19 protein-coding genes are annotated in these 12,866 nt (G+C 38.1%); 6 read left to right on the top strand and 13 right to left on the bottom strand.

Annotation, left to right across the window (positions count from 1 at the left end; translation table 11 throughout):
- Nucleotides 1–163: 163 nt before the first annotated feature.
- Nucleotides 164–745: a phosphatidylglycerophosphatase A family protein gene (locus tag B3D94_RS22490; RefSeq protein ID WP_069480144.1), complete on the bottom strand. Its 582-nt coding sequence runs from the start codon at nucleotides 743–745 to the stop codon at nucleotides 164–166.
- A 112-nt stretch (nucleotides 746–857) separates the two neighbouring features.
- Between B3D94_RS22490 and B3D94_RS22485 the strand changes: the two genes are divergently transcribed.
- The 3 genes from B3D94_RS22485 (at nucleotide 858) to B3D94_RS22475 (ending at nucleotide 2,606) form a co-directional block, all read left to right on the top strand.
- Nucleotides 858–1,577: an alpha/beta hydrolase gene (locus B3D94_RS22485; RefSeq protein ID WP_069480143.1), complete on the top strand. Its 720-nt coding sequence runs from the start codon at nucleotides 858–860 to the stop codon at nucleotides 1,575–1,577.
- Nucleotides 1,578–1,658: 81 nt separating this feature from the next.
- Nucleotides 1,659–2,174 (top strand): YjcG family protein, encoded by a 516-nt coding sequence (locus B3D94_RS22480; RefSeq protein ID WP_069480142.1) that lies wholly within the window; start codon nucleotides 1,659–1,661, stop codon nucleotides 2,172–2,174.
- A gap of 3 nt (nucleotides 2,175–2,177) precedes the next feature.
- Nucleotides 2,178–2,606, top strand: coding sequence for a GNAT family N-acetyltransferase (locus tag B3D94_RS22475; RefSeq protein WP_069480141.1), 429 nt, complete (start codon nucleotides 2,178–2,180; stop codon nucleotides 2,604–2,606).
- 119 nt (nucleotides 2,607–2,725) lie between these two features.
- Here B3D94_RS22475 and B3D94_RS22470 read toward each other — a convergent pair whose 3' ends face one another.
- From B3D94_RS22470 to B3D94_RS22445, 6 genes are all read right to left on the bottom strand, one after another.
- Entirely contained in the window at nucleotides 2,726–2,974 is a 249-nt protein-coding gene (locus B3D94_RS22470; RefSeq protein ID WP_291761023.1) for a stage VI sporulation protein F, read from the bottom strand.
- A gap of 138 nt (nucleotides 2,975–3,112) precedes the next feature.
- On the bottom strand, nucleotides 3,113–3,295 hold the full coding sequence (locus B3D94_RS22465) for a YjcZ family sporulation protein (protein WP_012292972.1): 183 nt from the start codon (nucleotides 3,293–3,295) through the stop codon (nucleotides 3,113–3,115).
- 65 nt (nucleotides 3,296–3,360) lie between these two features.
- Nucleotides 3,361–3,720, bottom strand: a complete 360-nt coding sequence (gene spoVAE, locus B3D94_RS22460; RefSeq protein WP_008174255.1) for a stage V sporulation protein AE — start codon at nucleotides 3,718–3,720, stop codon at nucleotides 3,361–3,363.
- 16 nt (nucleotides 3,721–3,736) lie between these two features.
- Nucleotides 3,737–4,732: a stage V sporulation protein AD gene (locus B3D94_RS22455; protein ID WP_069480140.1), complete on the bottom strand. Its 996-nt coding sequence runs from the start codon at nucleotides 4,730–4,732 to the stop codon at nucleotides 3,737–3,739.
- Complete coding sequence (gene spoVAC, locus B3D94_RS22450) at nucleotides 4,726–5,181, bottom strand: stage V sporulation protein AC (protein ID WP_069480139.1); 456 nt, start codon at nucleotides 5,179–5,181, stop codon at nucleotides 4,726–4,728. Before spoVAC ends, B3D94_RS22455 begins: the two co-directional genes overlap by 7 nt.
- A complete protein-coding gene (locus B3D94_RS22445; protein ID WP_225316259.1) occupies nucleotides 5,182–5,583 on the bottom strand; it encodes a YhcN/YlaJ family sporulation lipoprotein in 402 nt (133 codons plus the stop codon).
- 125 nt (nucleotides 5,584–5,708) lie between these two features.
- Between B3D94_RS22445 and B3D94_RS22440 the strand changes: the two genes are divergently transcribed.
- Entirely contained in the window at nucleotides 5,709–6,233 is a 525-nt protein-coding gene (locus B3D94_RS22440) for a CotY/CotZ family spore coat protein (RefSeq protein ID WP_008174263.1), read from the top strand.
- Nucleotides 6,234–6,297: 64 nt separating this feature from the next.
- On the opposite strand, the gene B3D94_RS22435 is transcribed toward B3D94_RS22440, so the two are convergent.
- The 6 genes from B3D94_RS22435 to B3D94_RS22410 all read right to left on the bottom strand — a co-directional run bounded on the left by B3D94_RS22435 (nucleotide 6,298) and on the right by B3D94_RS22410 (nucleotide 11,237).
- On the bottom strand, nucleotides 6,298–6,705 hold the full coding sequence (locus B3D94_RS22435; RefSeq protein WP_254664219.1) for a hypothetical protein: 408 nt from the start codon (nucleotides 6,703–6,705) through the stop codon (nucleotides 6,298–6,300).
- 53 nt (nucleotides 6,706–6,758) lie between these two features.
- On the bottom strand, nucleotides 6,759–8,135 hold the full coding sequence (gene mgtE, locus B3D94_RS22430; RefSeq protein WP_025116815.1) for a magnesium transporter: 1,377 nt from the start codon (nucleotides 8,133–8,135) through the stop codon (nucleotides 6,759–6,761).
- Nucleotides 8,136–8,427: 292 nt separating this feature from the next.
- On the bottom strand, nucleotides 8,428–9,363 hold the full coding sequence (locus B3D94_RS22425; protein ID WP_291761011.1) for an RluA family pseudouridine synthase: 936 nt from the start codon (nucleotides 9,361–9,363) through the stop codon (nucleotides 8,428–8,430).
- On the bottom strand, nucleotides 9,338–10,132 hold the full coding sequence (locus B3D94_RS22420; RefSeq protein ID WP_025116813.1) for an NAD kinase: 795 nt from the start codon (nucleotides 10,130–10,132) through the stop codon (nucleotides 9,338–9,340). The genes B3D94_RS22425 and B3D94_RS22420 overlap by 26 nt, the downstream gene beginning before the upstream one ends.
- A complete protein-coding gene (locus tag B3D94_RS22415; protein WP_008181494.1) occupies nucleotides 10,129–10,800 on the bottom strand; it encodes a GTP pyrophosphokinase in 672 nt (223 codons plus the stop codon). Before B3D94_RS22415 ends, B3D94_RS22420 begins: the two co-directional genes overlap by 4 nt.
- 53 nt (nucleotides 10,801–10,853) lie before the next feature.
- Nucleotides 10,854–11,237: a hypothetical protein gene (locus tag B3D94_RS22410; protein ID WP_069480137.1), complete on the bottom strand. Its 384-nt coding sequence runs from the start codon at nucleotides 11,235–11,237 to the stop codon at nucleotides 10,854–10,856.
- 127 nt (nucleotides 11,238–11,364) lie between these two features.
- Here B3D94_RS22410 and B3D94_RS22405 point away from each other — a divergent pair, with 127 nt between their 5' ends.
- A complete protein-coding gene (locus B3D94_RS22405) occupies nucleotides 11,365–11,952 on the top strand; it encodes a CYTH domain-containing protein (RefSeq protein WP_069480136.1) in 588 nt (195 codons plus the stop codon).
- Between the two features lie 28 nt (nucleotides 11,953–11,980).
- Nucleotides 11,981–12,748, top strand: coding sequence for a lytic transglycosylase domain-containing protein (locus tag B3D94_RS22400; RefSeq protein WP_069480135.1), 768 nt, complete (start codon nucleotides 11,981–11,983; stop codon nucleotides 12,746–12,748).
- Nucleotides 12,749–12,866 lie beyond the last annotated feature (118 nt).

Raw genomic sequence — 12,866 nt, 5'->3', positions numbered from 1 at the left:
AAAGAAAAATTAAAAGACCTAAGCCCGGTGGAGTACCGAACTCAGGTCTTAGCAGTTGCTTAACTAAATATGTCTAACTTTTTTGGGTCAGATCAATTCTCGATGGCTTTTGTCACCCTTCCCCGTATTTGAGAAGGTTCACTTTTAATAGTAGAAACTCATTTTATATTTCATTATGTGATTTTGGCTTTGGTCCCAGTTCTTCTGGCTCGATATCCGCAAATGTCTCGCCCTCTTCCTCTAAATCACGCATACGATGAGCAATTCGTGATGCTGCAGAAGCCGCGATACTACCAACTAAATCATCTAAAAACGTATTAACGTGATGCCCAGGCTCTGTATCTAATTTTTTAATAATGCCAATTTTTTGCTTGTCTAAATGACCAAATGTGGTTACTGCAATGCTGCCATATGTAAAAACAGATCCTAGTGCGATTGTTTCGTCCACACCAAATAAACCTTCATCAGATTCTATAATTTGCTGTAATGGTGATGATAATAATTTTTTCTCAGCTAGCTCATCTAATTCAATTCCTACTAAAAGTGCATGTTGCACTTCTCGTTTACGCAGTACACGCTCAACCGAATGAACACAATGATCCAGTGTTAAACCTTCATTATAGGTTTTTTGCATTTCGTAAACAATTTTTGCGATATCCTCGATCGCCACACCTCTACGAATTAACGCGGCATGTGCTGCCTTCGCTACTTCCTCAGAGTGCACACGAATACTTTTATTATGCATAGCTACCCCTCATTTCGATTTTATTGCTAGTATAGTGCTAGCCCAACCTATTATACCTTTACTTTCGTAATATGGTACAATTTTGTTACAAACATAAGAAGGAGTGTCATCATTGGATAAGGGAACAGTACAGGATTTAACATTCTATAGTGAGGCATTACAGGAAGAATTACAGCTCTATATTTATGTTCCTGCAAATTACTCTCCACTATATAAATACAACATTCTAATCGCATCAGATGGTAAAGACTATTTCCAGCTTGGTGGTATTACAAAGCTAGCTGATGAACTGATTGATGACTATGAAATCGAAAATTTAATTATTGCTTTTGTTCCATATAAAGATATTAACGATCGACGTCATAAATATATTCCTAGTGGTGAGCAGCATGAAGCTTATCTCCGCTTTTTAGCACATGAGCTAGTACCTTATTTAGATAATGAGTTTTCCACTTATCAAATGGGTATGAGTCGCGGGGTGATTGGAGATTCGATGGCTGCCACAGCTTCCTTAATGGCCGCATTAAAGTATCCAAGTATTTTCGGCAAGGTCATTCTTCAATCACCATACGTGGATGATGACGTTTTGAAGGCAGTCGAAAATTTCAAAGATCCAGCAGCCATTTCTATATACCATATAGTTGGTAAGGGTGAAGACCAAGTAGTGACTATGGATAAATCTGTGAAGGATTTTTTAACACCTAATCGTCAGCTTCATGATCTTATGATCCATAAAGGATTCTCTATATTTTATGACGAGTTTGATGGCAATCATACATGGAAATATTGGAAACCAGACCTTCGACGTGCATTAATTGAAAATTTTAATTAATGTGAGTGATTAAATTACGAAAATTGGATTTTCTGATATACTTAAATAGAAAATTTGTTTATTTACGGGAGGTAATGGACTATGAAGTACGGTATTGTGGCATTTCCATCAAAAAAATTGCAAGATTTAGCGAACACTTATCGCAAACGATATGATCCTCATTTTGCGAAGATTACACCGCATATGACGTTAAAAGACAGCTTTGATGCGTCTGAAGAAGAAATTAAAACCATCGTTAAGCAATTGGATGAACTTGCTGCTAAATATGCGCCTTTAAACATTCATGCATCACGCATCAGTTCGTTTTTCCCTACAACCAATGCCATTTATTTCCGCATTGAACCAACTGAACAATTAGCTGCTTTCCAACATGAAATCCAAGAAAATATTTCTTATGGGGAATCGAAACATGTATTTGTACCTCATATTACAATCGCTCAAAAAATGTCGGATTCTGAGCATGACGACATCTTTGGTCAATTACGTATGACTGGTGTGGATGAAAAAGATACAATTGATCGCATTCATCTTCTATATCAATTAGAAGACGGCTCATGGACAACATACGAAACATTCCGTTTGTCTGGAGCTGAGTGATGATTGTATAACGTTAAGATTGTTGAAACAAAGAAAGAACATGATGATGCGTTTACTGTACGCAAAAAAGTATTTGTTGAAGAGCAAGGCGTTCCACTCCATTTGGAATGTGATGCTGAAGATGCAACTGCAACGCATTTTATTATGTATGATGACGATGAGCCTGTAGGAGCAGCGCGTTTACGTAGTATTGAAAGCAATACAGCAAAAATTGAACGTGTTTGTATTTTACAATCTCAACGTGGTAAAAAACTAGGGGCTTTACTAATGAAGGAAATGGAGAAATACGCCATTTCTATCCCTAAAGAAACATTGAAGCTTCACGCGCAAAGCCATGCTATTCCCTTTTACGAAAAGCTTGGCTATGCGGTAACTTCTCCAGAATTTTTGGATGCTGGTATTCCGCATCGAGCAATGGAGAAAAAAATTTAATGAAAGGGTGTTACGATATTGTTCAATGTCGTAACACCCTTTTTTAAACCAAAATCCGCTTGCCACCATTTATCTACTCTATCGTAACAAGCTGCTTTGCCAAGTAGATATGCCATGCGCTACTTCATCATTCTAGTGATTTTATCGAAATCTAGTGATGCTCCATCTTGAATAATAGATTGTACTAATTTATCTTCTAACTCTTTTGTAATCGTTCTGTTAGATATCTTAGCAACACGTCGTACGATTTTTCTTACTTGTTTTTCACTTGTAAAATCCGCATGTTGAATGGCATTGGCTAATGCGAAGATTTCATCCATCGAAACACCTGTTTTTTGCTCAATTGAATTAAATAACGAGCGATGCATGTTTTCCCTCCTATCATTAAAACTCAATTTGACCTTGCGACTTGCCCGAAGCATTCACAAATGGTGGAGGCCTTAACTTTATTTAGGTATGTGAACCATCTAAATAAGAGTTAAAGCCTTTACAATATGTTCATCAAATTAGATGTAAGTAGCGCCAACAATTATCAAAAGAATAAATAGAACAACAATTAGAACAAATGTTGAACCATAGCCAGAGTTGTTGCCTCCACAATAACTATAGTTATTGCCTCCGCAATAGCTATTGTTCCACCCACCAACATTATTTCCATACGGTTGTGAGGACCAGCCTTGATATCCCATAAAAGCACCCCTCCCTTCTACAACCTATAATATGTTTTGGTTGTAGAAATGGGAGGGGTATTCGTCTAGTCGATATTTCCTTTAGGCTTAAAAATTAATGCACCAATAAAGGCAAAAACAATAGCAGCACTGATTCCTGAGCTTGTTACTTTAAACATTCCTGTTAAGACGCCAACCAGTCCATGCTTTTCTGCTTCAGCCATTGCCCCGTGTGTTAGGGAATTACCAAAAGAGGTAATGGGTACAGTAGCTCCTGCGCCAGCGAAATTAATTAATGGCTCATACAACCCCATGCCATCCAATATAGCACCAAGGACAACGAGTGTGCTTAATGTATGAGCTGGTGTTAAATTACCGACATCCATTAATAATTGGCCGATGACGCAAATAATGCCTCCAACAATAAATGCAAATACAAATGTCATTACCATAATTTATGCCTCATTTCATTGTAATTTCGATCGCATGTGCCGTACATGGAATCGTCTCACCCTGTTGAAACGATAATGGAGATAATAATGCCCCGGTTGCCACTAATAATACATGCTTATAGCTACCCGCTCGCATCTGCTGAAGAACGTAACTAAAAAAAACAGCTGCCGAACAGCCTGCACCACTTGCACCTGATTGAAAAGATTCGTCTTGCCCATAAAACTCAGCACCTGCATCGCGTAAAAGAGTTAGTTCCTCATTTTTCACACCATTTTCAACAAGCATTCCCTTCAAAAGCTTTAAACCAAGCTGACCTAAATCGCCCGTTAAAATTAAATCGTAATGATAAATTTTTTGATTTCGTTGTTGTAAATGAGATTGGATCGTTTGAAAGGCGGCAGGTGCCATTGCAGCACCCATATGGAAAGGATCATCCATGCCGTAATCAACAGACTTACCAATTGTGGCGGCTTCGATGGAAGGATACTCTTCACGGTGTTTACCGATTAGCGCATAGCCAGCAGCCGTTACAGTCCATTGAGCAGTTTGTGGCTTTTGTGCACCGTAATTGATGGGATAACGAAATTGACGTTCTATCGCATTATGCTGACTTGAGGCACCAGCTAATGAATAATTAGCAGCACCTAACTCTGTTAAAAGACAGGCAATAATGACGGAAGAAACAGAGGTGGCACATGCTGAAAATAGTCCAATAAATGGAATTTCTAAATCTCTTGCTGCAAAATTGGTCGGGGTCATTTGATTGACCAAATCTCCGCCCATTAAATAATCAATATCTCCACTTTGTACGTTCATTTTCTTCATGGCTGCATCACAGGCTTCTTCAATCATTTTACGATGCCCCTGTTCATTGGTTTTCATTTGCCAACGTTCATCATCATACACTGCATCAAAATACTGACTAAAAATACTTCGGTTCTCTAATGGACCTGCTACCACTCCACCTGCTAATAGGGATGGTTTCGATTGAAAAACAATTACCATGAAACCACTCCTATCATTACGAAGATATATTTAATAAGTGCTACGAAAAACGCTGCTACTACCCCAAATAAAACCACTGACCCTGCTAGCTTAAATAAATTACCGCCAACTCCCAATACTAAACCCTCTGATCTATGCTCGATAGCTGCGGAAATAACGGCATTACCAAATCCAGTTACTGGCACTGATGAGCCTGCCCCAGCAAATTGGCCCATTCTTTTATATAGCCCAAGCCCTGTTAGCAACATGGCAAAGAACACCATTGTAGCTACGGTTGGATTACCGGCTGTCGCTTCTGTAAAATTGAAGAATATAATATAAAAAAGGGACACAGCTTGGCCAATTGTACAAATAAGACCGCCGACAAAAAACGCCTTTGCTACATTCTTTAAATATGGAGGCTTTGGTGTCACATTTTGCTCCAACTGCTGATATTGCTCTTTTTCCATTTATGTCTTCTCCTTTGCAAGCTCTTTAAGTTCTTTAATTTTATCGCTTAATTTATTATCTTCAATCTGATCCTTTTTTATTTTATTGGCTTCATAAAATATTTTATAATCAGCTGAGACAAAAACATCTTTATTTGGATATTTCTCATCAAATTTTTTTTGCAACTTTTTCTCTAACTTAGTCTTCTTCCACTTTTCCCATGGTTTAATTTGTACTGCAACAAGCATACTATCGTCATAATGGATAACGGTTGAACGTTCCACATAGTCCTCTTCTTTTATAAGGGCTTCGACTTCACTTCCATTTTGAGATGGACCGTAGACGATAAATTTTTCTTTTTCAGCACAACCATTTAATAGCAAAACGACTAAGAGAGGTAACGTCATTCCAAGTAGCCTCAAGTTTTACCCTCCTTTTCTTTAAAGTTTCTCCACACATAAAAAAACTATTCATATATACAAAAGCCCGAGTCCAAATTTGAAAAGCACATATTGTAGAAGTAGTAACAAGGAAAGGAGGTGACAATATGGGTTGTGGTAAGCCAACAAATCCTATTGGACCAATCCATTCAGCAGGCTGCGTTTGTGACGTAGTGCGCGCTATTTTAGATATTCAAAATCAAGCGGTGCGAGATGAGTGTTCTCCATGTACAGCTAACTGTTTCTTAGAACCACTAGGCGGGATTGTTAGTCCTGCTCGCTCTCAAGCAGATACACGTGTATTTATGTTAATTACAAAAGATGGTACTCCTTTCAAAGCATTCTTTAATTCCCCAACTGCAGATCCTTGTATTTGTACATCCGTATTCTTCCGCGTTGAAGATATGTTTGATGAGTGTTGTGCGACTTTACGCGTTTTAGAACCTCTATGTACATTCGATTCTAGCGAAAGTACAGTAGATTTATTAAGTCGTGACGGCTGTTGCGTAAATATGAAGAAGATCTGTAAAGTGGATGATTGGAACTCAACAGATAGCTGTATTACTGTAGACTTATCTTGCTTCTGTGCTGTACAATGTATCGCTGATGTTGACTTAGGGATTTGTGACTAATTTCTTTCACCTTTGACACACACACATAAAAAAAGTGTACAGCATCCTCTGCTGTACACTTTTTTTATAATGATGGTAATTGCCTTCCCCGCCAAAGGACTTGTTTTATATCTTCAAAATAAATAATTTCCTGTGTTTTTAATTCTAGAGAGGTAAGCATCAAAGAATCATTTTGTACATCTGAAGCAGAACCAGTTAATTTTCTACCATCTTTTAAACAAACTAAAAGCGGCTGATAGGCACGCTGACGAAATGGCTTTTCTAAAAATTGAAGTTGTTTTAGTAAATACGGATCCACTTCCACATCTTTTACAACTTCAACTTCATCTTCCTCTTCAACCGTTTCCTCTACATAAGAATTGTCCTTTACATATACAGATGTACTTTCATCTAAATCGAGTTCATGCAACACCTTAGAAATATTTAAAAAATACGATGGTGATTTTATAAACAAGCGTGGTTCTTGACCCACAATACTCACTTCCCCTTTTTCCATACAATATGCGGAAGTAAGTAAATTGGTTCTTAGCCTATTTGACTTAAGAAAACTGTTGCTAAACCTAAATAAATTAAAATACTTGTTATATCATTTAAAGTTGTAATAAACGGGCCGGAAGCAACAGCTGGGTCAATTTTTAAACGATGCATTAACAAAGGTATAAATGAACCAGCCAATGTCGCAACTAAAATCGAGCCACAAAGTGCAGCACCTACTAACATCCCGAGTACTAGTTCTTGTTTCCAAAAATAAACGATACCAATGACAATTAAGCCGCAAACAATTCCCGACATTAAGCCTGTGCCAGCTTCTCGTAGCAGTAATTTTAATTTACTATGTTCTTCTACATCACCTGTAGCAATCCCTCGAATAGCTACGGCCAAAGCTTGTGTTCCACTATTCCCTGATGTTCCTGAAATCAACGGAATAAAGACTGCCAATAAGGCAACCTTATCTAAAGTATCCTCAAATTGCCCCATTAAATTGGCTGTTAACATACCTAAAAACAGTAGTACCACCAACCATGGTAAACGTTTTCTAGCAGCTTGGAGTGGTGTGACATCAAATTTATCCATATCAGAAATACCGGCTAACTTAGAGTAATCCTCAGATGCCTCTTCATCAATAACGTCAATAATATCATCGACGGTGATAATCCCAAGTAGTTCACCTTTGTCATCAATAACAGGTGTCGCTAAGAAATTATAGTCTTTCATTATGTGTGCGACTTCCTCTTGGTCATCTCCTACATGTACCATAACGACGCGTTCATTCATAATTGAACGAATAAGTGTATCCTCTTCTGCAATAATTAAATCTCTTAATGAAATAACACCCGTCAAACGGTGCTCTTCATCTACTACGAAAATATAATAAATGGTCTCAGCATCTGGTGCCTCTTTACGTAAAATGGCCATTGCTGAACGCACTGTAGAGTTTTCTGGAATAGCGACATATTCAGTTGTCATAATGGACCCAGCTGTATATTCATCATAGCTTAGTAGCTCATTAATTTCTTCAGCCGTTTCCTCATCCATCATTTCCAGATAACTTTCACGTTGCTCCATATCCAGTTCATTTAAAACATCAGCTGCATCGTCTGCATACATATGAGAAAGCATTTCTGCCCCATAAGATGGATCCATTTCAGCTAGATATGCTTTATATTCATCATCTTCAATATCGATTGCCTCAAAAATATCAGCCATTTCTGTCGGAGACAAGAACGAATAGATAATCTTCCTTATATCAGGTTCCACCTTTTCGTAAAACGTTGCCTGATCATATGGATGAAGTTCTAAAAACTCATCACGGAATGCGTCAATATTATGTGCTTCGAGCATGCCTCGTAAATGTGCTTCGTCAAATTGCACATCATCCTTTTCATTTCTATCCTCTATCATGCTTGTCCCCTCCTTCCGAGCTATCCATCATTGTTACGGGCAAAACCGTAAATCTACCTTCTATATAATAGAGCGAATTATCCCCTTCTGCAAACCCTTTTTTGTTTATTTCCACGAGGATTTACATGCCCTTCTATATAATGGTATTCCTTCCTAAAAAAATCATGACGTTTTCTATTTTACTATACCCTATATTTGTACTTGTCAAATGAACAGGGTGTAAAGAACCCTTTATTTACTATCAAAAATGATAAGGAGATGCCCGTTGTTCGAACATCTCCTTATCATAATATTAATCGGAAGATCCTTTAAGCAAATTTTGCATATCTTCATTAAGCATACTTGTGAACTGCAAATGTTCACATGTTAAGGGATGTCTCATATTTAAGGACACACAATGTAGTGCCTGGCGGTCCATATGAAGTCGACTTCCTCCATAAAGTTCATCACCAACAAGTGGATGACCTAACGACGACATATGTACACGAATTTGATGTGTACGTCCTGTATGCAATTTAAGGCCTACATGTGTCATCGGTTCAGCCCCTAAATAAAAACGTTTTATTACGGTTACATCCGTATGAGCATATTGCCCATCCTCACGAACTTCTCGCTCAATAATGCTCGTTTCTTTCCGCCCAATAGGTGCCACGATTGATTGTCTATCCTGGTGAACATGTCCTTGGACAATTGCCTCATATTGCCTTGAAATCTCCCCATTACGCTGAGCCAAGCCCGTTAAATGATGAATATGTGCATGCTTGGCAATACAGAGTAAACCTGAAGTATCTCGGTCAAGTCTCGTTACAATATGAGCAGTGGACGCTATTCCTTGCTGCTCAAAGTAGCCGCAAACTAGATTGGCAATACTATTGGTTGGGTGTTCACGTGAGGGAATCGTGCTTTGGTGAGCCGGTTTATTTAACACCAAGATTGTATCATCTTCATATACAATAGCCAAATCGCCATACTCGATCGTGAGCCCCTCACTCTTTTCCTCAGGAGGAAACATCACCTCCACACAATCATCAACTTGAAGGGCATATCTCACATTACGTTCGATCCCATTCACCGTTAATAACCCTCCATCGAACTTTATAGCTGTTAATGCTCGCTTAGATATACGCCATTCTTGTAGAGCTTCTCGTAATAATTGGCCTTCTTTCTTAGCCATAAAGCGCAATGTAAATCTTGTATCCATCTTACTCATTTGCAACGAATGATTCATGCACACGTTCCCAAAATGGGAATGGACGGAAACGTGCGAAACGTACTCTTTCATTTGCCACGTTAAATACAATTGCCTTTACATCACCCTGTGTAATTTGTAAATGGTCCACAGTCATATTAAAGTTTTGTTCATTTACTGGACGTAAAACGCAATGATGGTGGGCGGGTAAAATTAATGGAGAACCAACTGTCCTGAATACACGATTATTAATGGATGCAATTTCTGTAATTTGAAGTGCTGCTAAAGTGGGATGAATGATTGCTCCTCCAAGCGCTTTATTGTAGGCTGTACTTCCAGAAGGAGTTGACACACAAAGACCATCTCCTCTGAAACGTTCGAATTGATTGCCATTTAGCTCGACGTCCATTACAAGTGTGACATCTGGCGATTTAACTGTTGCCTCGTTTAAAGCTAGATACGTATTTGATTCTGCATTATGATGCTCCACCTTCACTTCTAACAGTGGATATTCCACCACATTAAAATCCTTTTTAGCAATGGACAAAACTAACTTTTCTAATTCTGAAGGCTTCCAATCTGCATAAAAACCTAGGTGTCCTGTATGGATGCCGACAAATGCCACTTGATCTAATAAATGAGAATATCGATGAAAGGCATGTAAAAGCGTCCCATCTCCACCTATAGAGACAACGATTTCAGGTGCTTCCTCATCATAAGTCAAGCCAAAATCCTGTAAGTAGGTTTTAGCTAGCTCCATTAGCTCATTGGATTGTGCATCGCGACGTGATTGAATAGCAAATTTCATTGTGAGTCACGCTCCTTCTCCGATAGTAAATTAGGATTCGATGCTTCCTTGTATTCGCTGAAATACGCCTGTGCTTCTTGAATTTCACTACGAATGGATGACATTTCCTCATCTAAGCGAAATGCTGCCTCAGCCGCACTTTGCAAGCGATTTTTTATTTCCTCTGGGAACATGCCCTTATATTTATAATTTAAAGAGTGCTCAATAGATGCCCAAAAATTCATAGCGAGTGTTCGTATTTGGATTTCGGCTAACACTACCTTTTTCCCCTGAATCGTTTCAACAGGGTATTCAACAATCATATGGTAGGAGCGATAACCACTTGGCTTATTATGTGTAATATAATCGCGTTCTTCCACTACACGCATATCCTTTCGTTGACGAATAAGCTCCGTTACTGTAGCAATATCATCAACAAATTGACACATAATTCGAAGACCGGCAATATCACCGAGTTCATCACCAAGTTGTTTAGATGGCTCAAAAGCTAACCCTTTTTCCAATGTTTTATCATATATACTTGCTAAGGGCTTTACACGTCCTGTTACAAATTCTATAGGTGAATTGGCATTAACAATACCGAATTGCGAACGCATGCCCTTTAATTTTACTTTTAGTTCATCTACTGCTTGTTTATAAGGACTTAAAAATATTTCCCATTGTCCCATCACAAAAACCTCCCGACATTCGGTATCGAACACCGTCTGTTCGTTTTGTCTTTCTATTCAGCGAGAATTGCCTTGAAGTGTTGTTCCACTGTTTGGACAAATTCTGCCCCGTAATTGTAATTTCCTTCAATATTATACACGAGCATTTCCAATTCATCGTAGAAATTTGTAAGCTCGATTGCTTCTTCATTTATTCGCAGTATTGGATCTTTCTTTTTTTGTAAAATATGTACAAGATTCTCCCAACTACTCGGTGGAAAACGCAAGTAATGATAGTCTTCGCCTGCATCCAGTAAATAAATAAATGCAAAATCATCTGAATCTGCAATAAGTTGTCCAGCAGGTTTTAACTGTAAATTTACTTCATTGTCGTTTAAACTAAAATGAAGTTGATCTTGTTCAAAATTCGATGTATCTATTGTATAAATTTTACGCACGTGCGGTTCCCCTTTTCGTTGTACTCTTCCTCTTATTTTAGCACAGAGGGTAAATAGTTGCAGTGTGTAAATGTTAAATCAAGCGAAACAGCGAATGAAAAATAAAAAAATAAATAGGTGAATATAAATGACACAAGAAATTGAAATCGAGTTTAAAAATCTCCTAACTAAACATCAATACGAGCAACTATTACAAGATTTCCACATTCGTAAAAATGCTATTCATCGTCAAACAAATCATTATTTCGACACACCTACTCATGCAATTCGCAAGCTACAAAGTGGACTACGCATTAGGCAAATCGGTGAAAATTATGAATGTACACTTAAAGAAAAAAATGCTGAGCATGCTCACCTTGAAACTACAGATCAATTAACAGCGGCTCAAGCTCAGAAAATGCTGGAGGGCGAAGGCTTTTTTGCTGAAGAGGTCGCCAAAAAACTTGCTATTCATAACATTCCCTTAGACCAATTACGGGTGTTTGGCTCACTTACTACAGATCGTGTCGAAATTCCGTATAAAGAGGGTCTTCTTGTTTTTGATCATTCTTACTATTTGCAGTGCGACGATTATGAGGTAGAATATGAAGCAAAAGATGCCATTAAAGGAAAAGCAATCTTCGACGAATTTTTACAACAATATGGTATTCCAAAGCAAGAAACTGATAAGAAAATCGCCCGCTTTATGAAGGCTTTACAGCAGCAAAATTCATAATAGTATAAAAAGAAAGGTGACTAACTTCTTGGATATTCAATCACTAAGATCTTTAATGGAGATTCAAGCATTACAAACACTTGGATCGACAGATAGTTCATCCACAAACGCTTTGACAGACAATCAATCTATTTTCTCTGATATGATGGAAGAATTATTAGGGGACGCTTCAACTGCCAGCAATGCCAAATTATCTAGCTTACTAGGTTTAGGCACAGCGAACGCTGATATCTTGAATCAGTTAGCTAATACTTCAGAAGGAACGCTTGAATCTTTGTTATACAAAGGTTCTAATGCTGTGTACATTCCTGAATCCGTTAAGCAGGCATTAGCAAGCTCTTATGGGCATACAAAACTCGATTCCTATGTTTCAGAGAATGTTATTGGCTCAACTGCCTATGCCAACTCTTTGGCAGGAGCAGATCAATATGCTGCTATTATCGAAAAGGCCTCAGTAACTTACGGTGTACCTGAGAAGCTTATTGCAGCCGTTATAAAACAAGAATCTAATTTTAATCCATCCGTAGTTAGTCATGCAGGAGCGCAGGGATTGATGCAATTAATGCCTCAAACAGCACAGTATCTAGGAGTTACCAATGCTTTTGATCCAGAGCAAAATATTATGGCTGGGGCAAAATATTTGCGCCAAATGCTAGATAAGTTTAATAATGATCCTACATTAGCATTAGCAGCCTATAATGCTGGCGCTTCTCGTGTCACAAAATATGGAGGCATCCCTCCTTTTAAAGAAACACAGAATTATGTCAAAAAAGTGATGAATTACTTCACAGTGTAATCGCATTATTCTTACTATCTATCTTTTTTCCAACAAATTTCACCCTCTGTGGTGAAATTTGTGCTTTTATAGCGAACAACAATTCGAAAGAGCTCTTTATTTGTGAAAACGAAAAGAC

Origin of the sequence: Lysinibacillus sp. UBA5990, assembly GCF_002429815.1 — a bacterium.
In the GTDB taxonomy this organism is placed as follows: domain Bacteria; phylum Bacillota; class Bacilli; order Bacillales_A; family Planococcaceae; genus Lysinibacillus; species Lysinibacillus fusiformis.
This window is presented reverse-complemented; position numbering and strand designations above follow the sequence as displayed.